25 protein-coding genes and 1 tRNA gene are annotated in these 23997 nt (G+C 71.0%); 11 read left to right on the top strand and 15 right to left on the bottom strand.

The genetic code is table 11. The features are described 5' to 3' along the window. Window positions 1–6: 6 nt before the first annotated feature. Both G9272_RS38140 and G9272_RS38135 read right to left on the bottom strand, forming a co-directional pair. A complete protein-coding gene (locus tag G9272_RS38140; RefSeq protein ID WP_171400776.1) occupies window positions 7–657 on the bottom strand; it encodes a GntR family transcriptional regulator in 651 nt (216 codons plus the stop codon). 139 nt (window positions 658–796) lie between these two features. After that, complete coding sequence (locus G9272_RS38135) at window positions 797–1309, bottom strand: hypothetical protein (RefSeq protein ID WP_171400775.1); 513 nt, start codon at window positions 1307–1309, stop codon at window positions 797–799. Window positions 1310–1431: 122 nt separating this feature from the next. On the opposite strand from G9272_RS38135, the gene G9272_RS38130 reads away from it, so the two are divergent. Then, window positions 1432–1806, top strand: a complete 375-nt coding sequence (locus G9272_RS38130; RefSeq protein WP_171400774.1) for a cupin domain-containing protein — start codon at window positions 1432–1434, stop codon at window positions 1804–1806. On the opposite strand, the gene G9272_RS38125 is transcribed toward G9272_RS38130, so the two are convergent. Further along, window positions 1796–2842, bottom strand: a complete 1047-nt coding sequence (locus G9272_RS38125; RefSeq protein ID WP_171400773.1) for a LacI family DNA-binding transcriptional regulator — start codon at window positions 2840–2842, stop codon at window positions 1796–1798. The genes G9272_RS38130 and G9272_RS38125 overlap by 11 nt on opposite strands. Window positions 2843–2971: 129 nt before the next feature. Here G9272_RS38125 and G9272_RS38120 point away from each other — a divergent pair, with 129 nt between their 5' ends. After that, a complete protein-coding gene (locus tag G9272_RS38120) occupies window positions 2972–4129 on the top strand; it encodes a Gfo/Idh/MocA family protein (RefSeq protein ID WP_171400772.1) in 1158 nt (385 codons plus the stop codon). 148 nt (window positions 4130–4277) lie between these two features. Continuing rightward, window positions 4278–4946, top strand: coding sequence for a hypothetical protein (locus tag G9272_RS38115; protein WP_171400771.1), 669 nt, complete (start codon window positions 4278–4280; stop codon window positions 4944–4946). A 62-nt stretch (window positions 4947–5008) separates the two neighbouring features. Here the strand turns inward: G9272_RS38115 and G9272_RS38110 are convergent, their stop codons facing one another. Further along, window positions 5009–6043 carry a LacI family DNA-binding transcriptional regulator gene (locus G9272_RS38110; RefSeq protein WP_171400770.1) on the bottom strand — a complete coding sequence of 345 codons (1035 nt, stop codon included), beginning with the start codon at window positions 6041–6043 and terminating at the stop codon, window positions 5009–5011. 118 nt (window positions 6044–6161) lie between these two features. Here G9272_RS38110 and G9272_RS38105 point away from each other — a divergent pair, with 118 nt between their 5' ends. The 3 genes from G9272_RS38105 (at window position 6162) to G9272_RS38095 (ending at window position 9268) form a co-directional block, all read left to right on the top strand. Continuing rightward, a complete protein-coding gene (locus tag G9272_RS38105) occupies window positions 6162–7328 on the top strand; it encodes a phytanoyl-CoA dioxygenase family protein (RefSeq protein WP_171400769.1) in 1167 nt (388 codons plus the stop codon). A 15-nt stretch (window positions 7329–7343) separates the two neighbouring features. After that, window positions 7344–8120 carry an SDR family oxidoreductase gene (locus G9272_RS38100; protein ID WP_171400768.1) on the top strand — a complete coding sequence of 259 codons (777 nt, stop codon included), beginning with the start codon at window positions 7344–7346 and terminating at the stop codon, window positions 8118–8120. Between the two features lie 143 nt (window positions 8121–8263). Next, window positions 8264–9268 (top strand): Gfo/Idh/MocA family protein, encoded by a 1005-nt coding sequence (locus G9272_RS38095; protein ID WP_171400767.1) that lies wholly within the window; start codon window positions 8264–8266, stop codon window positions 9266–9268. A gap of 70 nt (window positions 9269–9338) precedes the next feature. Here G9272_RS38095 and G9272_RS38090 read toward each other — a convergent pair whose 3' ends face one another. The 6 genes from G9272_RS38090 to G9272_RS38065 form a co-directional block, all read right to left on the bottom strand. Continuing rightward, window positions 9339–9512, bottom strand: a complete 174-nt coding sequence (locus G9272_RS38090) for a hypothetical protein (RefSeq protein ID WP_171400766.1) — start codon at window positions 9510–9512, stop codon at window positions 9339–9341. A 51-nt stretch (window positions 9513–9563) separates the two neighbouring features. Beyond that, window positions 9564–10817: a serine hydrolase domain-containing protein gene (locus G9272_RS38085; RefSeq protein ID WP_171400765.1), complete on the bottom strand. Its 1254-nt coding sequence runs from the start codon at window positions 10815–10817 to the stop codon at window positions 9564–9566. 154 nt (window positions 10818–10971) lie between these two features. After that, entirely contained in the window at window positions 10972–11874 is a 903-nt protein-coding gene (locus G9272_RS38080) for a sugar phosphate isomerase/epimerase family protein (protein ID WP_171400764.1), read from the bottom strand. 1 nt (window position 11875) lies between these two features. Next, window positions 11876–12790 (bottom strand): ATP-binding cassette domain-containing protein, encoded by a 915-nt coding sequence (locus G9272_RS38075; protein ID WP_171400763.1) that lies wholly within the window; start codon window positions 12788–12790, stop codon window positions 11876–11878. A 5-nt stretch (window positions 12791–12795) separates the two neighbouring features. Next, window positions 12796–13872, bottom strand: coding sequence for an ABC transporter permease (locus G9272_RS38070; protein WP_171400762.1), 1077 nt, complete (start codon window positions 13870–13872; stop codon window positions 12796–12798). Next, the gene (locus G9272_RS38065) at window positions 13872–14891 is read right to left on the bottom strand and encodes a sugar ABC transporter substrate-binding protein (RefSeq protein ID WP_171400761.1); all 1020 of its coding nucleotides are present in this window, start codon (window positions 14889–14891) and stop codon (window positions 13872–13874) included. The genes G9272_RS38070 and G9272_RS38065 overlap by 1 nt, the downstream gene beginning before the upstream one ends. Before the next feature lie 307 nt (window positions 14892–15198). On the opposite strand from G9272_RS38065, the gene G9272_RS46495 reads away from it, so the two are divergent. Beyond that, complete coding sequence (locus tag G9272_RS46495) at window positions 15199–15411, top strand: hypothetical protein (protein ID WP_437184341.1); 213 nt, start codon at window positions 15199–15201, stop codon at window positions 15409–15411. Window positions 15412–15474: 63 nt separating this feature from the next. Continuing rightward, the gene (locus G9272_RS38055) at window positions 15475–16260 is read left to right on the top strand and encodes a GntR family transcriptional regulator (RefSeq protein WP_171400760.1); all 786 of its coding nucleotides are present in this window, start codon (window positions 15475–15477) and stop codon (window positions 16258–16260) included. A 46-nt stretch (window positions 16261–16306) separates the two neighbouring features. Here G9272_RS38055 and G9272_RS38050 read toward each other — a convergent pair whose 3' ends face one another. The 5 genes from G9272_RS38050 to G9272_RS38030 form a co-directional block, all read right to left on the bottom strand. Further along, window positions 16307–17065: an SDR family NAD(P)-dependent oxidoreductase gene (locus G9272_RS38050; RefSeq protein WP_171402350.1), complete on the bottom strand. Its 759-nt coding sequence runs from the start codon at window positions 17063–17065 to the stop codon at window positions 16307–16309. A 2-nt stretch (window positions 17066–17067) separates the two neighbouring features. Continuing rightward, the gene (locus G9272_RS38045; RefSeq protein ID WP_171400759.1) at window positions 17068–18246 is read right to left on the bottom strand and encodes an acyl-CoA dehydrogenase family protein; all 1179 of its coding nucleotides are present in this window, start codon (window positions 18244–18246) and stop codon (window positions 17068–17070) included. Window positions 18247–18371: 125 nt separating this feature from the next. Continuing rightward, window positions 18372–18944: a TetR/AcrR family transcriptional regulator gene (locus G9272_RS38040; RefSeq protein ID WP_171400758.1), complete on the bottom strand. Its 573-nt coding sequence runs from the start codon at window positions 18942–18944 to the stop codon at window positions 18372–18374. Between the two features lie 211 nt (window positions 18945–19155). After that, a complete protein-coding gene (locus G9272_RS38035; protein WP_171400757.1) occupies window positions 19156–20142 on the bottom strand; it encodes an aldo/keto reductase in 987 nt (328 codons plus the stop codon). A gap of 181 nt (window positions 20143–20323) precedes the next feature. Next, a tRNA-Pro gene (locus tag G9272_RS38030) sits at window positions 20324–20400 on the bottom strand. Between the two features lie 100 nt (window positions 20401–20500). On the opposite strand from G9272_RS38030, the gene G9272_RS38025 reads away from it, so the two are divergent. From G9272_RS38025 to G9272_RS38015, 3 genes are read left to right on the top strand one after another with little or no spacing between them, the layout of a single operon-like run. Continuing rightward, the gene (locus G9272_RS38025) at window positions 20501–21031 is read left to right on the top strand and encodes a DUF309 domain-containing protein (protein WP_171400756.1); all 531 of its coding nucleotides are present in this window, start codon (window positions 20501–20503) and stop codon (window positions 21029–21031) included. Window positions 21032–21073: 42 nt separating this feature from the next. Beyond that, entirely contained in the window at window positions 21074–21847 is a 774-nt protein-coding gene (cobF, locus tag G9272_RS38020) for a precorrin-6A synthase (deacetylating) (protein ID WP_171400755.1), read from the top strand. A 60-nt stretch (window positions 21848–21907) separates the two neighbouring features. Continuing rightward, window positions 21908–23995: an MDR family MFS transporter gene (locus G9272_RS38015; RefSeq protein WP_171400754.1), complete on the top strand. Its 2088-nt coding sequence runs from the start codon at window positions 21908–21910 to the stop codon at window positions 23993–23995. Window positions 23996–23997: the final 2 nt, after the last annotated feature.

Genomic DNA, 23997 nt, shown 5'->3' with positions numbered 1-23997 from the left:
TCGTGATCAGTCGCGCAGCGCCTCGATCACGCTGGTGAGGTGGGCGCGGACGGCCGTCTCGGCCGCCTGGGGGTCCCTGGCCCGGATCGCTTCGATCATGGTCAGGTGCTCGTTCAGGGATTGCTGCGGCCTCCCCGGCCTCAGCGCCAACTGGAAGCGGTGGCGCACCAGTTGGGCGTTGAGCCGCTCCAGCAGCTCCTGCGCGGTCTGCTGTCCGGAGAACTCCCGGATGCGGACGTGCAGTTCGTGGTTCAGGTCGGAGTAGGTGACCGGCTCGCCGTCGGCCACGGCCTTGGTCATGGCCGTGCCGAGGTCGGTCAGCTCGATCAGCTGGTCGTCGCTGGCCGCGACGGCCGCCTTCGCCGCGCACAGTCCTTCGAGGACCATGCGGCACTCGGTGATGGCGACCGCTTCGTCCACGGTCACCACCCGCACCCGCGAACCGCGGTTGCGGATCCGTTCGACGAGTCCCTGGGACTCCAGATCGATGAGTGCCGCGCGGATGCTGGCCCGCGTCACACCGAACTGCTCGGCGAGCTCGTTCTCCACCAGCCGCTGGGCCGGTGCCATCTCGCCGTGCAGGATCGCCTGCCGCAGTTGCGCGAGCGCATGCTGTTTGGCCTGCTCCCCGGTGCTCGGACGGGCTTCTTTCGGCATGGTTGCCCTCCCTGAGTGAGTGCCTGTCGAACCTAAATCTAGCGAAACAAGATTGTCAACAATTTTGTCCGCCGTATTGCGCGCGTGCTACCGCCGCGCCATGTTCCCACTGGACGGGTACGGCGCGGGACGGTGCGGGTTACTTGATCAACGCGTTCGCCACGACCACGATCACGCCGAGCAGCGCGTCCACCGCGCCGATCAGCACCGCGACGGCCCACGGGCGGCGCGACCAGCGGGCCGTGACCAGGCCGAGGGCGAACAGCAGGGCGATGTTCAGGGTGAACGCGGCGTACTCCACCCCGCTCGCCGGCCACCAGCCCCAGCCGGCGCCCGCGAGGATCAGGACGGTGGGCAGCACGGCCGCGACCAGGGGCCACTCCTCGACCAGGGTGCGCAGCGCGTCCCCTCGGCTGTGCGGGCCCCGCTCGGCGATGTAGTGGGCGTAACCGTGCGCGAGCGCCGAGGCGAACGCGGTCACCAGCAGCCAGGCGGCGTCGTAGCGGCGGCTGTCCTGGGAGGTGTGCCCGTACTGGCTGAGCGCGGCGACCATCGAACTCGCCAGTACCGCGCCGTAGACACCGCCGAAGAGGAGAGCCTCACGCGTGTCGTGCCGGTGCGGCTCGCGCCCCGCCGCGGTGTCGTCCGCCATGGGCACCACGATCACCCCGTCCCGCACGGGCCGCCAGTCGTGACGAAGTGTCCTCCCACCTGGGCCGACAGCCCACACAGTGTCCACGCCCGGCGGACGTACGGCCTCGCTAGGGTCGCCCCATGAGCACCGACAGCAGCCCCGACAGCCCCCCGCCCCACAGCTTCGTCGTCCACATCCCCGACGCCGGCCTCGAGCCGGAGCCGCTCGATCCGCGGCAGATCGTCGCCGGGACCCCCGAGGTGACCGGCAAGGTGGTGTGGGAGTCGGCGGACGGCCGGCAGGTCAGGGGGATCTGGCAGATCACCCCGGGCGTCGTCACCGACACCGAGGCGGACGAGCTGTTCGTGGTGATCAGCGGGTCGGCGACCATCCAGGTCGAGGGCGGCCCCACGCTGACGGTCGGCCCCGGGGACATGGCGGTGCTGCGCGAGGGCGACCGGACGACCTGGACGGTTCACGAGACGCTGCGGAAGGCCTACGCGATCACACTGTGACCGCGGGCGGGCGCGCCGTCGTCCCCCGGACCTCCAGGACCGGCGGGGCCAGATGCAGCCGCCCCGCTCCTCCCGGCCGTTCGAGGCGGTCGAGCAGACAGCGGGCGGCTCGGCGGCCGACCTCGTGGCCGGCGCCGTCGACGGTCGTGAGCCACACATGGCGCAGCCGGGAGATGCCGGTGTTGTCGTAGCCCACCACGGACAGGTCGCGCGGCACGCGCAGGCCCAGTTCCTCGGCCGCCGACAGCGCCCCCACCGCCGTCATGTCGTTGACGGCGAACACGGCCGTGGGCCGGTCGGCGCGGGCGAGCAGCCGCACCGTGGCCCGGTAGCCGCCCTCCTCGGTCATGTCCCCCGCCTCGACCAGCGCCACATGGTCCGGTCCCGCCGCCCGCATGGTGGCCTCGAAGCCCCGCCGGCGCAGGTCGGCGACGGCACCGTAGCCCGTCAGGTGGGCGATGCGGCGGTGGCCGAGTCCGACGAGGTGCTCGGTGACCAGGCGGGCGCCGCGCTCGTCGTCGTTCGCCACCAGGTCCACTCCGGCCGGCACCGGCTCGCGGGCCGCCGCGACGACGACGGGCATCCGGGCGGCGAAGGTCTCGAGCGCCGCCGGGTCGGGCAGCGTGCCGACCACGACCAGCCCGTCCGCCCCCAGGTCCAGGAAGGGCCCGGCCGGGTCCTGGCCGACGCGCCGGTGCAGCCGGGCGTCGGCCAGCAGCATGTGCAGTCCGCTCGCGTGCAGCAGGGAGTTGAGGCCGTCCAGGAGGTCCACGTACCAGGGGTTGCGCAGGTCGTGCAGCAGGACGCCGACCATGGGGGTCCCGCCGCCCGGGCCCGGCCGGGAGTCGGACAGGGTGCGCTGCTCGCTGAGGCTGCGCGCGGCCGCGTTGGGCCGGTAGCCCAGCTCGCGCACGGCCCGCAGGACGGCCTCCCGCTTCTCGGCCCGCACCTGGTCGGAGCCGCGCAGCACCAGGGAGACCAGTGACTTGGACACTCCGGCCCGGTCGGCGACGTCACGGATGGTCGGTGGTCTCATGATTGGACCGTTCCATGTGGCGCACCGGTTGTCAAAGGGCCTTGAAACCCTTGACACCCTGGGGAAACGGCCCGCAGGGTGGCCTGGTCAGTGGATGGAGCGGTCCAAGGAAGGGCTGTGGTGACTGCCATGGTGGATGCACTGGGAGTGGCCGTCGTCGGGTTCGGCTGGATGGGCCGGGTGCACACCCAGGCGTACGCGCGCGTACGGCACCACTACCCGCGGCTGGCCCTGCGGCCGGAGCTGGTGGCCGTCGCCGAGGAGGTGCCCGGCCGGGCCGACGAGGCCGCGGAGCAGTTCGGCTTCGCCTCCGCCACGCGGGACTGGCGCGAGGTGGCCGCCGACCCGCGCGTGCGGGCCGTCAGCATCACCGCGCCGAACTTCCTGCACCGCGAGATCGGTGTCGCGATGGCCGAGGCCGGCAAGCACATCTGGATCGAGAAGCCGGTGGGCCTCGCTCCCCAGGACGCCCGGGCGGTGGCGGACGCGGTGGCCAAGGCGGGCGTGCAGGGCGCGGTCGGCTTCAACTACCGCAACGCGCCCGCCGTGGAAGCCGCCCGCGACCTGATCGCCTCGGGTGAGCTCGGCACGGTCACCCACGTCCGCATCCGCCTCTTCAGCGACTACGCGGCCCACCCCGACGGCGCCCTGACCTGGCGGTACGAGCGGGAGCGGGGCGGCAGCGGCGTGCTGGGCGACCTGGCCTCGCACGGCGTCGACCTGGCCCGTTTCCTGCTCGGCGACATCACGTCCCTGACGGCCGACACGGCGGTCTTCGTCCCCGAGCGGGCCCGCCCGACGGGAGCGACGGCCGGCCACAGCCTTGCCGTCGGCGGTGAACTCGGCCCGGTCGAGAACGAGGACTACGTCAACTGCCTGCTGCGCTTCGCCTCCGGCGCCCGGGGCGTGCTGGAGGCCTGCCGGGTCTCCGTCGGCGAGCAGAACAACTACGGCTTCGAGGTGCACGGCACCAAGGGCGCCGTGTTCTGGGACTTCCGGCGGATGAACGAGCTCGGCGTCAGCCGCGGCACCACGTATCAGGACCAGCCCGTCAGCACGGTGTACGTCGGCCCGGGCGACGGCGAGTTCGCCGCCTTCCAGCCGGGCGCGGCGAACGCCATGGGGTACGACGACCTGAAGGTGGTGGAGGCCTACCGCTTCCTGCGCTCGGTCGCCGAGGGCACTCCCTACGGGGCGACACTCGCGGACGCGGTGCACAGCGCGACCGTGCTGGAGGCGATGACCCGCTCCGCGGAGAGCGGCTCCTGGGTGGAGGTGCACCCGTAGGGGTGGCGACAGGACCACCCCCGATCCGGTTCTCAGGCCCAGCGACCGCGCGCCCCGGGAACGGCAGGCTTCAGGTGTCGGCGAGCACGTGCACGAGCACGCGGCCGCCGGCACCGAACCCGCCACACGGAGAACTCGGGGGATCCCCATGTCCGAAGCCGTCGCCCGTCGCCTGACCGGCCTCGCCGCCGTCGTCGCCGCGCTCGCCCTCATCGTCCAAGTGCCGCTGTACTTCCTCTACTCGGGCCCGCCGCCGGACGCCAACGTGCTGTCCCGGCTGCTCGTCGGGATCGTCGCACTCGCCTCCCTGGTCGTGTTCGTGACGGCGTTCCGGGAGCTGGTCGAACGCGTCGCCCCGGAAAGCAGGTGGGTCGGCTCGATCGCCTTCGCCGCGGGCCTCGTCTACGCCACGGTCACCCTGGTCTCGATGGGCCTCGAGGCCGGCGCGGTCATCGCCGTCGACCACCCGATCGACCCGACCATCGACGTCAGTGGCACCTACATCCTCTACGGGTCGATCTCCCGTCTGATGCTGGCGCTCTTCCTGACCGCGCTCGGCCACGCCGTCACCCGCACCCGTCTGCTGCCGCGCTGGACCGGCCGCTCGGCGTACGTCCTGGCCGGGATCAACCTGGCCTTCGTGCCGTCGCTGTTCTTCGGCAACGACCCCGCGTTCTTCTACGCGGCGAACGGCTGGGGAACGACCGCCCTGATGGGCGCCGTCCTCAGCTACTGGCTGCTGGCCCTGGGCGTCTGCACGTACCGCAGCGCGGCGCGCCTCGCCCCGGCGGCCGGGACTCCGGCACTGCGGCACTGAGCGGCCCGCGAAGCCCGCGCCCCAGCCCCAGCCCCCGCCCCCGCCCCCGCCTGCGGCCGGTGTCAGCCGGCCGCAGGCGGGGGCGGCATGTTGTACGGGGTGACCACCTGGATCGCCGACGGCAGCGTGGGACCGGCCGGCGGCAGCGCGCCGTGCGCCCGCATCACGGTGTGGCAGGCCTCGCGCACGTCGTGGCGCAGGTCGTGGTGGAGGACGGCGGACAGCCGGTGCCCGCGCAGCAGCCGGGTGTTGTCGTGGTCGAGGTCGTGCGCGACGAACACGGCGCACTCACGGCCGAGGTCGGCGAAGGCGCGCAGGGTGGCGTCGTTGCCGCCGCCGATGGAGTAGACGGCGTGGATGTCCGGGTCGCGTTCCAGCGCGGCCCGGACGAGCTCGTACTGCGTGGCGTCCAGCCCCTGCCCCTCGGCGATCTCGACCAGCGTGCGCTCGGGATGGCGGGCCCGCATCACACTGCGGAAACCCATCTCGCGCTCCTCCTCGTTGCGGAAGAAGCCGCTGCTCAGGCTGGTGAGCACATTGCCCGGGCGGTCGCCGAGCCACTGGCCCATGAGGTAGGCGGCGGTGGCGCCGGCGGCCCGGTCGTCGATACCGACGTAGGCGAGGCGGGCGCTGGCCGGCAGATCCGTGACCAGGGTGACGACCGGGATCCCGGCGGCGACCAGCCGGCCGACTGCGGCATTGATCTCGGGGACGTCCGGCGCCTTGAGGATGACCCCCTGCGAGCCGCGCCGGGCTATCCGGTCGAGGGTGGCGACCTGCTCCTGGACCGGTCCGGTCTCCCGGAAGTGGAAGCGGGAGCGCAGCACGGCCGGGTGCAGGGACGGCAGCTCGGCCTCCAGGGCGGCCCGGACGGCGGTGCTGAACCGTTCCGGCGCCTGCATCACGATGTCGACCATGAAGGTGCGCCCGACGAGCCTGACCTGGGTGCGCTGGCGGTCCAGATCGGCGATGGCCCGCTGGACCTCCTGCACGGTGGACTCCCGCACCCCTCCCCTGCCGTTGAGCACCCGGTCGACGGTGGCCTCGCTCAGACCCGCCTGACGTGCGATCTCCCGGATGGGGAAGGGGTGGCCCACGGAACGCTCCCAGGGGATCTGCTTGAGGGGTTTTTGATGGCCACCTGCTGGTTGTTCGACGGGTTTGTCATGACAAGAATGGCAGCACTGAGCCGCCATTGCCATCGAAGGGACGACGATGTCCTTCACCTCCGAGCGAGGCCACACCTGGCTGACCGAGCAGGACTGCGACCTCGGCACCTTCCGCCCGCTCGTCGAGCGCACCACCGACCTCGCCGACTTCCCGCACGCCTCGGCGGTGCAGGGGAACGTCCTCGTCTACGACAGTGAGCGCCTGCGGGCCCCCGGAACCGGCCGCGCGGTCCGCGCCGAGCTGGTGCGGGCCCTGAGCGACGGCCCCGGAGTCGTCGTCTTCCGGGACGCCTTCCCCGATCCGACGGTCGTCGACCGGGCCACCGCCGTCTTCGACGCGCTCATCGCCGAGCAGCACGCCTCGGGCGCGAGCGCCGGTGACCACTTCGCGAGGCCCGGCGCCAACGACCGCGTCTGGAACGCCCTGGAGAAGGCCGCCCTGCGTGACCCGGAGGCGTTCGCCGACTACTACGCCAACGACATCCTCGCGCTGGTCTCGCGGGCCTGGCTCGGCCCGGGCTACCAGATGACGTCCCAGGTCAACGTGGTCAACCCGGGCGGCCAGGCACAGCGCGTGCACCGCGACTACCACCTCGGTTTCCTCTCCGACGAGAGGGCCGCCGCGTACCCGGCGCACGTCCACCGGCTCTCCCCCGTGCTCACGCTCCAGGGCGCGGTCGCGCACTGCGACATGCCCGTGGAGTCCGGGCCCACGCTGTACCTGCCGTACTCGCAGACGTACGAGCCCGGCTACCTGGCGTGGCGACGGCCCGAGTTCCAGGAGTACTTCGAGAAGCACCGGGTCCAACTGCCGCTGGCGAAGGGCGACGCCGCGTTCTTCAACCCGGCCGTCTTCCACGCCGCCGGCACCAACCGCACCACCGGCGTCCGCCGGACGGCCAACCTGCTCCAGGTGTCCTCGGCCTTCGGGCGCGCGATGGAGACCGTGGACCGGGAGGCGGTGGCGAACGCGGTCTACCCCGTGCTGCTGAAGCGCCGGGCGCAGGGCGTGGGCGAGGAGTGGCTGGAGCGTGTCGTCGCCGCGAGCGCCGAGGGCTACCCCTTCCCCACCAACCTCGACAGCGACCCGCCCGTCGACGGCCTCGCCCCGCCCGCGCAGGCGGACGTCGTACGGCGGGCGCTGCACGAGGAGTGGACCCCGCAGGCACTCCGGGACGAGCTGCGGGCCGGCGCCATGCGGCGCACGAGCTGAAAGGACCTCCCCTCCATGGGACTTCTCGACGACAAGGTCGTCCTCGTCAACGGCGGAAGCCAGGGCGTCGGCGCGGCCATCGCACGGGCCGCGGTCCGCGAGGGCGCCCTGGTCGCCGTCACCGGGCGGCGGCCGGAGCCGGGCGAGGCGCTGGTGGCGGAGCTGACCGCCGCGGGCGGCAAGGCGCTCTTCGTCCGGGCCGACCTCTCCGACGCCGGGCAGGCGAAGGGGGCGGTGGCCGAGACGGTGGCCTCCTACGGCCGCGTCGACTGCCTGGTGAACTCGGCGGGGCTGACCTCCCGGGGCACGCTGCTCGACACCACGCCCGAGCTGTTCGACCAGCACATCGCGATCAACCTCAAGGCGCCGTTCTTCGCCATGCAGGCGGCCGTCGCGGACATGCTGGCCCGCGAGGCGTCCGGCACGGTCGTCAACATCATCACCTCTTCGGCCCACGGCGGTCAGCCGTTTCTCGCGCCGTACGTCGCCGCGAAGGCCGGCCTGGTCGGCCTGACCCGCAACGCGGCGCACGCGCACCGCTTCGACCGGGTCCGGATCAACGGCCTCAACATCGGCTGGACGGCCACGGAGGGCGAGGACGCGACGCAGAAGGCCTTCCACGACGCCGGGGACGACTGGCGCGAGCAGGCCGCCGCACGACTGCCGATGGGCAAGCTGGGCCAGCCGGACGAGATCGCCGACTTCGTGGTGTTCCTGCTGTCCGAGCGGTCGGGCGTGGTCACCGGATCAGTGATCGACTGGGACCAGAACGTCCTGGGCGGCCTGGACTGAACACATCAACCCCACCCAGGCATCTGGAGCCCGCGTTTTGAGCCCGTCCGGCGATTGAGGACGAGCCCGAAGGGCGACGGGGCCTGGGGCAGAGCCCCAGCGACAGACAGCAACCACCCACCACCAGGAAAGCAGCGGAGCGCATGCGCATCGGAATCCTCGGCCTCGGCCGCATCGGCGCCTTCCACGCCGAAACCCTCTCCGGACTCGACGCCGTCGCGTCGCTCGTCGTGGCCGACCCGTTCGCGGAGGCCGCCAAGAACGCCGCCGAGCGGTTCGGCGCCGAGGTCGCGGACTCCCCCGAGGCCGTGCTGGCCGCCGGGGTGGACGGTGTCGTGGTCGCGGCGGCGACGGACGCCCACCCGGGCCTGATCCTGGCCGCCGTCGAGGCGGGCATCCCGGTCTTCTGCGAGAAGCCCGTCGCCAGGACCATGAGCGAGGGCGTCGAGGTGCTCGAGGCCGTCCGGGGCAGTGCCGTCCCCATCCAGATCGGCTACAACCGCCGCTTCGACGCGGGCTTCGTCGCCGCGCGGGCGGCCGTGACGGCGGGCGAGCTGGGCAAGCTGCACACGGTCCGCTCGACCACGCTCGACCCGGCCCCGCCGCCGGCCGCGTACGTCGCCGCCTCCGGGGGCATCTTCCGTGACTGTTCCGTGCACGACTTCGACATCATCCGCTGGGTCACCGGCCGCGAGGTGACGGAGGTGTACGCGGTGGGCGGCAACCGGGGCGCCGACTACATCAAGGCGGCGGGCGACGCCGACACCACCGGCGCGATCCTCACCCTCGACGACGGCACGATCGCGGTGGTCTCCAACTCCCGTCACAACGCCCGGGGTTACGACGTCCGGATGGAGATCCACGGCTTCACGGACTCCATCGCCGTCGGACTGGAGGACAAGCTGCCGCTGCGGTCGGTGGAGCCCGGGGTCACCTTCCCGGCCGGTACCCCGCACGACTTCTTCATGGACCGCTTCACCGCCGCCTACCGCGCCGAACTCACCGCGTTCACCGAGGTCGTGGCCGGCACCCGTACCTCGCCCTGCACGATCGAGGACGCCCTGGAGGCGGGCTGGATCGCGGAGGCGTGCACGCTGTCCCTGCACGAGCACCGGCCGGTGACGATCGCGGAGGTCCGCGGCTCCTGAGTCTGCGGCCTGACGCGTCCCGCGTGTGAGGGCGGCCGGGGAGAGGTGTTCCCCGGCCGCCCTCACCTGCTCACAGGCCGTAGCGGACCGCGAACTCGTCCGGGTCGTAGGCGTCCCGGTCCGGGTCACGCGGGGTGGCCGGCCGCTCCTCGACCATGTCCTGCGGGCGCACTCGCTCGGGCAGCGCGCCGAACCGGTCCTGGCGCCGGACCTCCGCGGTGCCGGCCTGCTCTTCCTCCTGCATCTCACCCTCCCCGTCCTCGACTGCACACACCTGGTACCTGTCTGAACGTCCTCACCTCGCCGCTGGTTCCGCCGGCAGGTTGAAGACGTGGTCCGGGGAGATGATCGTGGTGATCGCGTCGCCGAACAGGGTGCTGGGCTCCTCGTTCTTGTAGTTGATGTCGGTGTTGAGCACGACGACGAGGGTCGTCCGGGCCGACGGCAGATAGATGGTCAGGGACTCGTAGCCGGGCAGCGAGCCGTTGTGGCCGATCCAGCCCTGCACATTGAAGATGCCGAGACCGTAGCCGGCACCCGGAATGGGGGTCGGCGGGGTGATCAGGCGCTGCTTCTGGGTGGCGGGGCCGACCATCCGCTCGCCGTCGGGCAGCACGCCCGTGGCCACGGTGCGTGCCCAGACCCGCAGGTCCTCCAGCTGGGAGATCATCGCGCCGGCCGCCCAGCCCCAGGACGGGTTCCAGTCGGCGGAGTCCTCGACCTTCCCGGTCGCGGTCTGGTTCGTGTAGCCCTGGGAGTGCGGGGTCGGGAACTCGTTGCCGGTCGGGAACAGGGTGTGGTCCAGGTCTGCCGGGTCCAGGATGTGGTCCTGGATGTAGTCGTTGAGATGCTGCCCGCTCATCTGCTCGACGACCAGGCCGAGCAGAATCAGGTTGGTGTTGCAGTAGTAGAACTGCTCACCCGGCGGGAACAGCACGGGGTGCTTGAACGCGTAGTCGAGCAGCTGCTGCGGGGTGAACGGCCGCTGCGGATCGGAGGTCAGCGCCTTGAAGAAGTCCTCGTCCGCCGAGTAGTTGAACAGTCCGCTGCGCATCCCGGCCAGCTGACGCAGGGTGATCTTGTCGCCGTTCGGTACGCCGTCGATGTACTCGCCGATGGTGTCGTCGAGGCCGATCTTCCCCTCGTCGACCAGCTGGAGGACCGCGGTGACGGTGAACGTCTTGGTCTCGCTGCCGATGCGCATGTAGAGGCCGGGGTCCATCTCCCGGCCCGTGCTCTTGTCGGCGACGCCGAAGGACTTCACGTACTCGCCCTTGCCGGGCGTCCAGATGCCGACGGACACGCCGGGGATGCTCGCCTGCTTCATGACCTTCTGTACGGCGTCGTCGACCTGCTGGCGTACGGCCGGGGTGAGTTCGACGACGCCGTCCCCGGACGAGGACGGCGAAGGTGGTTCGGTGCCGGTCGCGGCCGTGGCGGCCGAGGGCGGCATGGCCATCGCCGCCCCGCCCGCGGTCGGCACCACCAGCGCCCCCACCGTGGCGGCGACGACGATCCCCCTGCGCAGTCGAATACACGGGTGTGTCATGGGCTCGCTCCCGTATGAGGAGGTTTTCCGCCGCAGGCCACAGCCGCACCAGGGGGCACGGGCCGCATGCGGCCCATCACCACCACCATAAGAGCGCGGGCGCGCCGCCGCCTGTCGGCGACGGCGCGACGCGCCTGGTGACCCGGTCCCCGGTTCAGGCCCCGCAGGAGCGCAGGAACTTCCGGGTGCGCACCGCGATGGGCAACGGCCGGTCCGGCTCGCACGGGTACATGTCCTGCTCCACGATCGCGAACAGCTCGACGCCGAGCCGCTGCGCCGCGATCAGGATCGGCTCCAACTCCGGTACACCGGAAGGTGGTTCGCACATCACCCCGCGCTGCACGGCCGGGCCGAACGGCACCTCGTTCTTGACCACGTCGGCGAGGACCGCCGGGTCGACCTGCTTGAGGTGGAGGTAGCCGATGCGTTCGCCGTAGCCCTCGATCAGCTCGACGCTGTCGCCACCGCAGTAGGCGTAGTGACCGGTGTCCAGGCAGAGGTTGACCAGTTCGCCGTCGGTGGAGTCCAGGAAGCGCTCGACGTGGTCCTCGGTGTCGATGTGCGTGTCGGCGTGCGGATGGACGACGAGGTCCAGGCCGTACGTCTCCTTCACCTCGTGGCCCAGCCGCTCCATGCCCTTGGTGAGATGGGCCCACTGTTCGCCCGTCAGCTCCGGCGGCTCCAGGATCTCGGCCGTCTTGTCGTCCCGCCAGAAGGACGGGATGACGACGAGGTGCCGTGCGCCCATCGCCTGGGTGAGCGCGGCCACTTGGCTCACGTGCGCCCAGGTGGACTCCCAGATCGACGGGCCGCGGTGCATGCCCGTGAAGACCGTCCCGGCCGAGACCCGCAGCCCCCGCCGGGCCACCTCGTCGGTGAGACGGGCCGGGTCGGTCGGCAGATAGCCGTAGGGACCGAGTTCGATCCAGGAGTAGCCGGCCTCGGCGACCTCGTCCAGGAACCGCTCCCAGGGCACCTGCCCGGGGTCGTCCGGGAACCACACGCCCCAGGAGTCGGGGGCCGAGCCGACCCGGATGCGGTCGAGGGCGTTCACCATGTCAGGGCGTCCTCTCCCCGGGACCCGCCACGGGCGCGGTGAGGTCCTTCTCCTCCGGGAGCTCCTCGACGTCCACGCCACGCACCTGGGCCAACTCGTGTTTGAGGGCGGCGAGTTCGGTGCCGCCGGCCATGTGGTTGGTGAGTTCTTCGAGGCTGACCTGACTGCGTTCGGCGCTGAGTTCCATGGTGCCCAGGCGCAGGACGCTGAAGTGGTCGCCGACCATGTAGGCGTGGTGGGGGTTGTGGGTGATGAAGATGACGCCGAGGCCGCGGTCGCGGGCGGCGGCGATGTACTTCAGGACCACGCCGGACTGCTTGACGCCGAGGGCGGCGGTGGGCTCGTCCAGGATGAGGACGCGGGCGCCGAAGTGGACGGCGCGGGCGATGGCGACGCACTGGCGCTGGCCGCCGGAGAGGGTGCCGATGGGCTGTTCGAGGTCGTCGAGGACGATGCCCATGTTGCGCAGTTCCTCGTCGGCGGTCTTCTTCATCTTCTCGATGTCGAGCCGGCGCACGGGCCAGGGGCCCTTGGTGAGTTCGGAGCCGAGGAAGAAGTTGCGCCACACCGGCATCAGCGGGACCGTCGCCAGGTCCTGGTAGACGGTGGCGATGCCCTTGTCGAGAGCCTCGCGCGGGGTGCTGAAGCGCACCGGGGTGCCGTCGACGAGGAACTCGCCCTCGGTGTGCTGGTGCAGTCCCGAGACGATCTTGATGAGCGTCGACTTGCCGGCGCCGTTGTCGCCGAGGACACAGGTCACCTGGCCGGGACGGACGGCGAGGTCGACGCCGTGCAGGGCACGGATGTTGCCGTAGGACTTGCCCGCGTTGCGCAGTTCGACGAGTGGACTGTCACCGCTCTCGGGGGCGGTGTCCGCGAGGATGGCGCCGTGCGTGCCGGTTCCGTTGGTGGTCATTCGGGTCACCTCCGGGTGGCCGTGCGCTGGACCCACAGATTGATCAGGACGGCGCCCAGGAGCATGACGCCGAGGAAGGCCTTGAACCAGTCGGGGTTCCAGCCCGCGTAGACGATGCCCTGCTGCACCATCCCGAACATGAACGCCCCGAAGACCGGGCCGATCGCCGAGCCGGCGCCGCCGGTCAGCAGACAGCCGCCGATGACGGCCGCGGAGATGTAGATCAGCTCCTGCCCGACACCCTCGCCCGACTGCACCGTGTTGAACGTGAACAGCTGGTGCATCCCGACGAACCAGGCACCGAAACCGACCAGCATGAACAGCGAGATCTTCGTGAACGTCACGGGCACGCCGACCGCCCGGGCGCTCTCCTTGTTACCGCCCACCGCAAAGATCCAGTTGCCGTACTTCGTCCGCAGCAGCACCCAGGTGGCGATGGCCGCGAAGACCAGCCAGTACACGATAGTGATCTTGACCTGGACGCCGCCGACGTCGAAGGACGAGGCGAAGATCTTCTTCGCCTGGCCGAAGCCGTCCATGTCACTGATGTCGTCGGTGGCCACGTTCGTGGTGACCAGCTTGGTCACCGCGAGGTTGACACCCTGGAGGATCAGGAACGTGCCCAGGGTGATCAGGAAGCTCGGCAGCCCGGTCCTGACCACCATCCAGCCGTTGAGGAAGCCGATCCCGAGGGACACCAGGAGGGCGACGATCACACCGAGCCACACGTTCATGGTGAGTTGGTAGCTCAGCATGGACGCGGTGAGCGCCGAGGTGATGACGGCGACACCCGCCGACAGGTCGAACTCGCCGCCGATCATCAGCAGCGCCACCGGCAGCGCCATGATCCCGATCGTCGACGACTGGTACAGGATGTTGGCCATCGAACTGCCGTCACGCACCGGCGGCGCCGCGATCAGGAAGAACACGTACACCGCGACCGCGCCGAGGAACACACCCACCTCGGGACGCGCCAACAGCCGCAGAGCCAGGGGGCGTTGCTTGGTCCGGCCGTCGCTCTCCTTACGGCCGGGGGCCGGCGGTGTGGACACCGCCGGCTCGGCGTGATGGGTCATGCTCATCACCGGGTGCCCTTCGCGGCGAACGAGGCGACCGCGTCGACGTTGGTCTTGTCCACGAAGGCCGGACCGGTCAGCACCGGCTGCTCGCCGCCGCCCATGTAGTTGCCGTTGTTCTTGTAGAGCCACAGCGAGTCGATCGCCAGGTAGCCCTGGAGGTAGGGCTGCTGGTCGACGGCGAACTCGATCGTGCCCTTGTCGATGGCGCTCGTCAGGTCCTTGTTGAGGTCGAAGGTGGCGATCTTGGCCTTGCTGCCCGCGTCGGACTTCGACTGCACCGCCGTCAGCGCGAACGGGGCGCCGAGGGTGACGACGTAGTCGATGGCCTTGTCCTGGCTCAGCTTGGCGGTGATCGTCGACTTCACGGACGGCATGTCCGTGCCGTTGACGTACAGGGTCTCCGTCGTGCCCGAGAACGTCTTCTTCACACCGGCACAGCGCTGGGTGAGGCCGATGTTGCCCTGTTCCTGGATGACACAGACGGCCTTCTTGGCGCCCTCGGAGTTGAGCCTGTTGCCGAGCGCCTCACCGGCCACGGTCTCGTCCTGGCCGAAGAACTCCATCAGGCCGAGGTTCTTCCACTCGCTGACACCGGAGTTGAGGCCGACCACGGGTATCTTCGCGGTCTTCGCCTTGGCTATGACGTCCTTCAGCGCGTCCGGCTTGGCGAGGGTGACCGCGATGCCGTCGACCTTCTGGTCGATCGCGTTCTGGATCAGGTTGGCCTGGTTTCCGGCGTTCGGGTCGGCGGAGTAGACCAGCTTGACGTTGTCCTTGGCGGCGGCGGCCTCGGCGCCCTTGCGGACGATGTCCCAGAAGGTGTCGCCGGGCGACTGGTGGGTCACCAGGGCGACCGTCATCTGCGGAGTGCTCGCCTTGCCCGCGGAAGCGCCGTCCGCGCTCTCCTCGGACTTCTTGCCGCCGGAGCTGCTGGAGCAGCCTGCGAGGGTCAGGGCCACCGCCGCGGCCATGGCCACGACCGGGGCGATTCTGCTCGAGCGGAAGGGAGAAGAGCTGTCCATCTTTCCTGCACCTCACTGTGCGACGGAGAAAACGACGGGAAAAGGGGAGGCGATCGCGAGGATCCGGGGCCCGTTTCTACTCAGATTGGGGCCATGGGGCCGGGTCCGCGACTGTTCAGGTGTCTCGGACCCGGCGTGCGCTGCTTGGGACCGGATCCAATCCCTTGACGGGCTCACTGTCAATACTTTGTTAAGACATCATTTCACAAGCAGGTCCGAATGTAAGCACAAACTCTTGACAGTGCGGGTCCCCGGGACCTACACCTGGGAGACGCCAGGCTCCCGATCACCGTGAGGAGCGTCGCACATGGCCGAGTCGGCCCAGCCACGGGACGTGATCACGATGGGTCGTACCGGGATCGATCTCTACCCCTTGCGACCGGACGTACCCCTCACACGGCCGGAGACGTTCGAAAAGGACCGTGTCGCCCTCGCCCGGCGGGAGTTGACCCTGCTGGACGAGGCCGAGGCCGAAACCGAGGCCGAAACCGAGACCGGGAGGCTCCTCGCATCCGGCTGATCCGGTCCGCCCGCTCCCCAGCCGCTCTCCCACCCGACCCCATCGACCCGAGGAGGTGCCCCGATGGCGAAGACCGGCGACCGATCCCGTGCCGTGCCCGGCTCCGCGCTCGACCTGCTGCATTTCGCCCTGGACCGCACCAGCCCCGTGCCGCTCTACTACCAGCTCGCCCAGCAGTTGGAGGCGGCGATCGAACAGGGAGCGCTCGCCCCGGGCAACCTCCTCGGCAACGAGATCGACCTGTCGACCCGCCTCGGGCTGTCCCGCCCTACGGTCCGCCAGGCCATCCAGTCCCTGGTCGACAAGGGACTCCTGGTGCGACGGCGGGGAGTCGGCACCCAGGTCGTGCACAGCCAGGTGAAGCGGCCGCTGGAACTGAGCAGCCTCTACGACGACCTGGAGGCGGCCGGACAGGGACCCACCACCCATGTCGTACGCAACGAACACGTGCCGGCGACCGCCGACGTGGCCGCCGCGCTCGGTGTCCCGGAGGGCAGCGAGGTCACCCTTCTGGAGCGGCTGCGCGCCACGCACGGACAGCCGGTGGCGTTCCTGTGCAACTACCTGCCCCCGGCCCTCCTGGACCTCGACACGGAACGCCTGGAGTCGACGGGCCTGTACCGGCTGCTGCGTTCGGCGGGCATCACCCTGCACAGCGCCCGCCAGACCATCGGCGCCCGCTCCGCCACCGCCGAGGAGGCCGACCTCCTCGCCGAGAAGGAGGGGGCGGCCCTGCTGACCATGCAGCGCACGGCGTACGACGACACCGGCCGGCCGGTCGAGTACGGGACGCACATCTACCGCGCGTCCCGGTACGCGTTCGACTTCCAGCTGCTGGTCAGACCCTGAGGGCCGCCGAGAACTCCCGGTGGCCTGCCTCCGACCTGCCTCCGACCTACCTCGGGGCCATCCGCAGCGCGCCGTCCATGCGGATGGTCTCGCCGTTGAGGTAGTCGTGGTCGACGATCGCCAGGGCCAGCCGGGCGTACTCCTCGGGCCGGGCCAGGCGGCGCGGGAAGGGCACGCCCTCGGCGAGCGAGGCGCGGAACTCCTCCGACACCGTGGCCAGCATCGGCGTCTCCACGATCCCCGGGGCGATGGTGCACACCCGGATCCCGTACTGCGCGAGGTCGCGGGCGGCGGGCAGGGTCAGACCGACTACCCCGCCCTTGGAGGACGCGTAGGCGGCCTGGCCGATCTGCCCGTCGTACGCGGCGATGGAGGCGGTGTTGACGATGACGCCCCGCTGGCCGTTCTCGTCGGCCTCGGTCGCGGCGATGGCCTCCGAGGCGAGCGCGAGCACGTTGAAGGTGCCGATCAGGTTGATCTGGATCACCTTGGCGTACAGGCCGAGGTCGTGGACGCCCTTCTTGCCGAGGATCCGCGCGGACGGGCCGATACCGGCGCAGTTGACGACCGTGCGCAGCGGGACACCGGAGCCCGCCGCGGTGGCGACGGCGGCGCCGACCTGCTCGGGGTCGGTGACGTCGGTGGGCACATAGGTCACACCGGGCACCTCGGGTGCCTTGTCGATGCCGTCCTTGAGGTCGAGGGCGAAGACCTGGGCGCCGCCCTCGGCGAGGGCCTTCGCGGTGGCCGCGCCGAGGCCGGACGCACCGCCGGTGACAAGGGCGGCGGTGTTCTCGAGCTGCATCATCACTCCTTGCCGAGGACGGTGAGCACACCGCCCTCGTCACGGTCCAGCGCACGGGAGATGATCATGCGCTGGATCTGGTTGGTTCCTTCGAAGATCTGCATGACCTTGGCCTCGCGCATATAGCGCTCCACGGGGAAGTCGCGGGTGTATCCGTACCCCCCGAGGACCTGCACGGCGTCCGTGGTCACCTTCATGGCGTTGTCCGTGGCCACGAGTTTGGCGATCGACGCCTCCCGTGTGAAGGGCAGGCCGAGATCCTTCAACCGGGCGGCGGACAGCGCGGTGGCCCGTGCCGACTCGATCGCGGCGCCCATGTCGGCGAGCACGAACGCCAGTCCCTGGTGCTCGATGATCGGCTTGCCGAAGGTCTCCCGCTCCCGCGCGTAGCGCACCGCGTGGTCGAGGGCTCCCTGGGCGAGGCCGGTGGCGACGGCCGAGATGCCCAGCCGGCCGCAGTCGAGGGAGGCGAGCGCGATCTTCAGCCCCTGCCCCTCCTGCCCGATCCGGCGTTCGACGGGCACCCGGACGTTCTCCAGCCGCATGGTCGCGGTCGCCGAGCCCGTCAGGCCCATCTTCCGCTCCGGCGGGTCGGCACTGAGCCCCGGGGTGCCGGCCGGGATCAGGAAGCAGGAGATGCCGCGCGCGCGGTCGTCGGAGGTGCGGGCCATGACCGTGTAGAAGTCCGCGTATCCGCCGTGCGTGGTCCAGGCTTTGGTGCCGTTGAGCACATAGTGGTCGCCGTCGCGGACCGCGCTGGTGAGCATGGCCGCCGGGTCGGAGCCGGCGTGCGGCTCCGACAGGCAGTACGCGCCGAGCAGCTCACCGCCCAGCATGTCCGGCAGCCACCTGCGCCGCTGCTCCTCGGTACCGAAGCGGGCCAGCGGGAAGCAGGACAGGGCGTGCACGGAGATGCCCACGGCGACGCTCGACCAGACCGCGGCGACCTCCTCCAGCACCTGGAGGTAGACCTCGTACGGCTGGTCCGCCCCGCCGTCCTCCTCGGCGAAGGGCAGCCCGAGCAGGCCGCTGCGCCCGAGGGTGCGGAAGACGTCCCGGGGGAACGCCCCGTCCGCCTCCGCGTCGGCGACCCGGGGGGCGAGTTCCTTGGCGGCGAGGGTGCGCGTGAGCTGGATGAGCTCGACGGCTTCCTCGGTCGGCAGGGCACGAGTGGCAGGCATGGTGACCTCCACGTAGGAGTACCGGTGAGTACTGGAAGTGATACTGGAGTGCGTACGAACGTATCATTCACAGTACGGCACGGGGGCGGTCCGTGGCATCCGACCGCGGTCGGAAAGTGTCCGCTTCAGGAGGAGACGGCGTGCACGATGAGCGACGCGAGCTGTTCGTACGCCTCCGCGTCGGTCAGCCCGGTGCGGGTCTTGAGCTCACCCTGCTGGATCTGGCGCATGGTCGCGGCGGCGACCTCGCCGACGAACGCGGTGTGCACCTCGCGGAAGGCGCCGTCCGAGACGCCCTCGGCGATCAGCCGGCGCACCCGCTCCGCGGCCATCCGCGTGTTCGCCTCGTACACCTCGCGGGCGGGCGGGAAGTCCGCCACGTCGTCGAGGAACCGGCGTGAGAGCGGGCGCAACTGTTCGGCCACGGCGGTCAGGTACGCGCGGACGCGGTCCGAGGGGTCGACGGTCTGCGCCACCCGCTTCTCGACCGCCTCGGTGGCCCCGCGGAAGTAGTGCTTGACCGCCTCCACCACCAGCCCCTGCTTGCTGCGGGCGAGCTGGTACAGGGTCGTCTTGGAGCAGCGCAGCCGCTCGGCGAGGTCGTCCAGGGTGAGGTCCGAGAACCCCTCCGCCGTCAGTAGCGCGACGAGGCGTTCCAGCAGGTCGGCCTGTCTGGCGGTGCGGCGGGTGGACGGCATGATCCCAGCGTAGCCTCCCCGGTTGCTCCCGGGTTGTCCCCGGACGGCGCCCCGCCGGCGCCCGGTCGGTGCCCGGTCGGTGCCCGGTCGGTGCCCGGTCGGTGCCCGGTCGATGCCCGGTCGATGCCCCGCCGGCGCCCGGTCGATGCCCCGCCGGCGCCCGGTCGGTGCCCGGTCGGTGCCCCGCCGGCGCCCGGACGGCGCCCGGTCGTCAGTGCGCGGCGTCCAGCCGGGAGCGCTGGTCCACGGTCAGCTCCAGGTCGACGGCTGCGAGATTCTCCTCCAGTTGCGCCACCGACGACGCCCCGGCCAGCGGGACGATCGGCAGTTCCCCGCCCAACTGCCAAGCCAGCACGACCTGGTTGACACTCGCGTCGGTCTCCCGGGCGACCTCGCGCAGCACGGCGAGCCGGGCCGGGGTGCCCGGGTGGTCGTAGTCCGGCGGCAGGGGCTTGTCCCGCCGTACGTAGGCGCCGGCGAGCAGCGGCGAGTAGGCGACCAGGGTGAGGTCGGGCTCGGCCCGCAGACAGCCGAGGAGTTCGGCGCCGGCGTGCCCGAGGCTGCCGTCGGGGAAGAGCTCGCTGGGGACGTCGAACCGCGGGCGCAGATGACTGTGCTGGTACTGGAGCACCTCGTAGCCGGGCAGTCCCGCCGCGGCGGCGAGGGCGCGGGCCCGCTCCACCCGCCACATGGCCTGGTTGCTCACCCCGAGCAGGCCGACCGTGCCCTCCGCGACGAGTTCCGCGAAGCCCTCGACGGTCTCGCGCTGCGGGACGGCGTGGTCGTCGATGTGGGCGTAGAGCAGGTCCAGCTTCTCGACACCGAGCCGCTCCCGGCTGCGTTCGGCGGACTCGCGGATCACCTTCGCGGAGAGGCCCTCCGCGTTGTCCGTGTAGCCGGTGCCGGGCGCCAGCGGTCGGGCGCCGAGCTTGGTCGCGACGACGATCTCGTGGCCGACGCCCCGGCTGCGCCGCCACCGGCCGATCAGTTCCTCGCTCTGGCCGCCCTGGCCGCCGTCGACCCAGAAGGCGTAGTTGTCGGAGGTGTCGACGAAGTTCCCGCCGGCCTCCACGTACCGGTCGAGAATCGCGAAGGACGTCTCCTCGTCCGTCACCGACCCGAAGAGCATCGCCCCGAGCGCGAGCACGCTGACCTCGCGACGGGTGGCCGGGTCGGTGCCTATGGTGCGGTACTTCATGCTGGATCCTCCCGTTCGGCCGGTGTCCTCCGGCTCGAACGGGAGTCTTCCGCTTGAAGTGCGCTTCAGGGCAAGGGCTTTCCCCGAGCCGGGGAGAGGCGGCGGGACCGGCAACCTGCCCCGAACGCACCGAAGCCGCCTTCTCGATGACGAGAAAGCGGCTTCCGACCTGCCGTGAAGCTGGTCGGGACGACAGGATTTGAACCTGCGACCCCTTGACCCCCAGTCAAGTGCGCTACCAAGCTGCGCCACGTCCCGGTGCGCTTCGCACGGTGTTCGCCGTGTGATCGCGCGAACAGCACTTTACCCCACACCGGGCGGTGCGCCGTAGCAGGCCCGGGAGCGGGACAATCGTCGTATGGACGGTTTGGACAGCGCAGGAGGTACGAGCGGCGGCCGGCCCGCCGGTCCCCGGGACCGGGACGGCGAGGGGCGGGCGCGCAACGCCCGGCCGCGGGACGGACTCGGCAGGCCCCTGCCGTACGGCACGCCCGGTGTGGAGCGGCAGGCCGAGGGGGTCGTCCGCACCCCGGAGGCGACCGTCACCGAGGCGCAGACCCTGCTGGACGCCGGGAAGCCCTTCCACGCGCACGAGGTCTTCGAGGACGCCTGGAAGGCGGGCCCCGATTCGGAGCGCACCCTGTGGCGCGGGCTCGCGCAGCTCGCGGTGGGTCTGACGCACGCCGCCCGGGGGAACCTCACGGGCGGGGCGCGGCTGCTGCGGCGCGGTGCCGGAGCGGTGCAGGAGTGGGCGGCCGGCGCCGGGCAGGCCCGGCCGTACGGAATGGATCTCGCCGGCCTGGCCCGCTGGGCACGGGAGCTGGCGGACACCGTGGAGCGGACCGGCACCGCCGTGGACGCGAGCACCCGGGCGCCCCGGCTGCGCTGACCCGGCCCGGTCACTGTCGGTGGCGTACGGCAGACTCGTGATGTGCGAAAGATTCATGTCATCGGTATCGGCGCGGGCGACCCCGACCAGCTGACCCTCCAGGCGGTCCGGGCGCTGCGCGGCACGGACGTGTTCTTCGTCCTGGACAAGGGCGAGGTGAAGAGCGACCTGACGCGGTTGCGCCACGACATGCTCGACACGCACCTGCCGGACGGTGCGTACCGGGTGGTCGAGGCCCGCGATCCGGAGCGGGACCGCGGGGCAGGGGGCGCGGCCTACTCCCCCGCCGTCGGCGACTGGCGCAGTGCCCGCGCCGAGATCTACGAGCGGTTGATCACCGAGGAACTCGGCGAGGAGCAGAGCGGCGCGTTCCTGGTCTGGGGCGACCCGGCGCTCTACGACAGCACGCTGGCCATCCTCCAGGAGGTGCTGGCCCGGGGCGCGGTGACCTTCGAGTACGACGTCGTCCCCGGCATCAGCAGCGTCTCGGCGCTCGTCGCCCGGCACCGCACGGGCCTGAACCGGGTGGCGCGTCCGGTGCAGATCACGACGGGCCGGCGGCTCGCCGAGGGCTTCCCGGAGGGGGTCGACGACGTGGTGGTGATGCTGGACGCCCACCAGGCCTTCCGGCAGTACGCCGAGGAGGACGTCGACATCTACTGGGGCGCCTACATAGGGACCCCGGACGAGATCCTCGTCTCCGGTCCGATCGCCGAGGCCGGCCCCCGTATCGAGCGGCTGCGCGCCGAGGCACGCGAACGCAAGGGCTGGATCATGGACACCTATCTGCTGCGCCGCAACCCGGGGCGGGAGTAGCCTCCCCCGGGCGGCCCGTCCCCGCGTGCGTGGCGGGGGTGCCGGTGTGATCGTGACCTCGTGACCGTCTCCGAGGAAATCGCTCCGGCCGCCGCCCAGCCTCCCGTCCTGGACTCGCGCCGACGGAACATCGTCTTCGGGACGATCGTGCTGGGGATGCTGCTGGCGGCCCTGGACCAGACGATCGTGGGCACGGCGTTGCCGACGATCGTGTCGGACCTCGGCGGGGCCGCGCACATGTCGTGGGTGGTCACGTCGTACCTCCTCGCGGAAACCGTCGCGACCGTGCTGGTCGGCAAGTTCGGTGACCTGTTCGGTCGCAAGGTGGTCTTCCAGGTCTCGGCGATCGTGTTCATCACCGGATCGTTCCTGTGCGGCCTGGCGACCAACATGTCGCTGCTGATCGCCTGGCGGGCCATGCAGGGCGTCGGCGCGGGCGGCCTGATGGTGACGGCGATGGCGTTGATCGCCGACGTCATCCCGCTGCGGGAGCGGGGCAAGTACCAGGGCGCGATCGGGGCCGTGTTCGGCGTGGCCACCGTCATCGGACCGCTGCTGGGCGGGCTGTTCACCGACCATCTGTCCTGGCGGTGGGCGTTCTACGTCAACGTGCCCATCGCGATCGTCGTCGTCTTCGCGGCCGCCCGCACCATCCCGGTGGTGAAGTCGGCGGTCCGGCCGGTCATCGACTACCTGGGCATCGCGCTGGTCGCGGTCGGCGCGAGCGCGCTGATCCTGGCGACGAGCTGGGGCGGCAACGAGTACGCGTGGGGTTCGGGCGTCATCATCGGCCTGTTCGTCGGCGGTGCCGTCGCGCTCGCCCTGTTCTGCCTGGTCGAGACGCGGGCGCAGCAACCCATGCTTCCCATGCGGCTGTTCGGCAACCCGGTCTTCTCCGTGTGCTCGATCCTCAGCTTCATCGTCGGCTTCGCGATGCTCGGCGCGTTGACCTACCTGCCGACCTACCTCCAGTACGTCGACGGCGACTCGGCCACCGTCTCCGGGGTACGCACGCTGCCCATGGTGCTCGGGCTGCTCATCGCGTCGGTCTTCAGCGGCAACGTGGTCAGCAAGACCGGGCAGTACCGCCTCTTCCCGATCATCGGCTCGCTGGTGATGGGCGTCGGCCTGTATCTGATGTCCCGCATGGGCCCCGGCACGGGCGCGTGGCTGGAATCGCTGTACATGTTCGTGCTCGGCACCGGCATCGGCCTGTGCATGCAGGTGCTCACGATCGCCGTGCAGAACACCGTCGAGTACGCCGACCTGGGCACCGCCACCTCCGGTGTCACCTTCTTCCGCACGCTCGGCAGCTCTTTCGGCACGGCCGTCTTCGGCACCCTGTACACCAACTCCCTCACCCCGAACCTGAAGGACGGCATCGGGGCCGCCACGTCGGCGGCGGGGGGCAGCGTCGACACGGCGACCATCGCCAGGGCGGCGACCAGCCCGGAGGGCCTGCACCGACTGCCCTCGGCCGTCGCCGAGCCGATCGTCCACGCCTACGCGGACACCATCCAGACGGTGTTCCTGTGGACGGTGCCGGTCGCGGCCGTCGGTTTCGTCGTCGCCCTGTTCCTGAAGCAGGTCGAGCTGCGCGACAGCGCGCGCATGAGCTCCACCGACATGGGAGAGGGGTTCGGCCAGCCGTCCGGCGCGGACTCCCGGCGGGTGCTGGAGGCATCCGTCGCGAAGATCATCGGCGGTACCGACGCGGACACCGCGCGCCGGATCGTCGAGGGCTCCGACACCCGCCTCGACGTCGCCGGGGCCTGGGCGGTGATGCAGGTCGAGCTGTTCACCCGGATGGTCGGCCACACGAGCCTCGGGCTCGTCGCCGCCCGTCGGCATCTGCCGCCGGAGGTGCTGCTGCCGGTGTTCGACCGCATGGTCGACGAGGGCTATCTGACCCGCCACGGTTCCCTGCTGTCCCACACGGAGGCGGGCACGCGCGAGGCCGGGGTGATCACCCAGGCGTGGGGCGAGTGGCTGGAGGAGCGGGTGGCGCAGGACATCGGCCGCCCGGCGGGCGGCGATCTGCGGGCGGCGGTGGACACCATCGCCAAGCGGCTCCTGGTCGAGGATCTCAACGAGGGCCTGCCCCGACACCGGCCGGAGCCGGAGCCGGCGGCCGTCGCGGCGCCTTGAGG

Source organism: Streptomyces asoensis (genome assembly GCF_013085465.1).
Lineage (GTDB): Bacteria > Actinomycetota > Actinomycetes > Streptomycetales > Streptomycetaceae > Streptomyces > Streptomyces cacaoi_A.
This window is presented reverse-complemented; position numbering and strand designations above follow the sequence as displayed.

Excerpts from the sequence above, each read along its gene's own strand:
- G9272_RS38115 (WP_171400771.1), top strand. The coding sequence starts at position 4,278 with ATGTCCGAAGCCGTCGCCCGTCGCCTGACCGGCCTCGCCGCCGTCGTC.
- G9272_RS38105 (WP_171400769.1), top strand. The coding sequence starts at position 6,162 with ATGTCCTTCACCTCCGAGCGAGGCCACACCTGGCTGACCGAGCAGGAC.
- G9272_RS38025 (WP_171400756.1), top strand. The coding sequence starts at position 20,501 with ATGGACGGTTTGGACAGCGCAGGAGGTACGAGCGGCGGCCGGCCCGCC.
- G9272_RS38065 (WP_171400761.1), bottom strand. The coding sequence starts at position 14,891 with ATGGACAGCTCTTCTCCCTTCCGCTCGAGCAGAATCGCCCCGGTCGTG.
- G9272_RS46495 (WP_437184341.1), top strand. The coding sequence starts at position 15,199 with ATGGCCGAGTCGGCCCAGCCACGGGACGTGATCACGATGGGTCGTACC.
- G9272_RS38135 (WP_171400775.1), bottom strand. The coding sequence starts at position 1,309 with ATGGCGGACGACACCGCGGCGGGGCGCGAGCCGCACCGGCACGACACG.
- G9272_RS38040 (WP_171400758.1), bottom strand. The coding sequence starts at position 18,944 with ATGCCGTCCACCCGCCGCACCGCCAGACAGGCCGACCTGCTGGAACGC.
- G9272_RS38095 (WP_171400767.1), top strand. The coding sequence starts at position 8,264 with ATGCGCATCGGAATCCTCGGCCTCGGCCGCATCGGCGCCTTCCACGCC.
- G9272_RS38080 (WP_171400764.1), bottom strand. The coding sequence starts at position 11,874 with ATGGTGAACGCCCTCGACCGCATCCGGGTCGGCTCGGCCCCCGACTCC.
- G9272_RS38085 (WP_171400765.1), bottom strand. The coding sequence starts at position 10,817 with ATGACACACCCGTGTATTCGACTGCGCAGGGGGATCGTCGTCGCCGCC.
- G9272_RS38050 (WP_171402350.1), bottom strand. The coding sequence starts at position 17,065 with ATGCAGCTCGAGAACACCGCCGCCCTTGTCACCGGCGGTGCGTCCGGC.
- G9272_RS38035 (WP_171400757.1), bottom strand. The coding sequence starts at position 20,142 with ATGAAGTACCGCACCATAGGCACCGACCCGGCCACCCGTCGCGAGGTC.
- G9272_RS38090 (WP_171400766.1), bottom strand. The coding sequence starts at position 9,512 with ATGCAGGAGGAAGAGCAGGCCGGCACCGCGGAGGTCCGGCGCCAGGAC.
- G9272_RS38100 (WP_171400768.1), top strand. The coding sequence starts at position 7,344 with ATGGGACTTCTCGACGACAAGGTCGTCCTCGTCAACGGCGGAAGCCAG.
- G9272_RS38045 (WP_171400759.1), bottom strand. The coding sequence starts at position 18,246 with ATGCCTGCCACTCGTGCCCTGCCGACCGAGGAAGCCGTCGAGCTCATC.
- G9272_RS38125 (WP_171400773.1), bottom strand. The coding sequence starts at position 2,842 with ATGAGACCACCGACCATCCGTGACGTCGCCGACCGGGCCGGAGTGTCC.
- G9272_RS38140 (WP_171400776.1), bottom strand. The coding sequence starts at position 657 with ATGCCGAAAGAAGCCCGTCCGAGCACCGGGGAGCAGGCCAAACAGCAT.
- G9272_RS38130 (WP_171400774.1), top strand. The coding sequence starts at position 1,432 with ATGAGCACCGACAGCAGCCCCGACAGCCCCCCGCCCCACAGCTTCGTC.
- G9272_RS38120 (WP_171400772.1), top strand. The coding sequence starts at position 2,972 with ATGGTGGATGCACTGGGAGTGGCCGTCGTCGGGTTCGGCTGGATGGGC.
- G9272_RS38070 (WP_171400762.1), bottom strand. The coding sequence starts at position 13,872 with ATGAGCATGACCCATCACGCCGAGCCGGCGGTGTCCACACCGCCGGCC.
- G9272_RS38055 (WP_171400760.1), top strand. The coding sequence starts at position 15,475 with ATGGCGAAGACCGGCGACCGATCCCGTGCCGTGCCCGGCTCCGCGCTC.
- G9272_RS38075 (WP_171400763.1), bottom strand. The coding sequence starts at position 12,790 with ATGACCACCAACGGAACCGGCACGCACGGCGCCATCCTCGCGGACACC.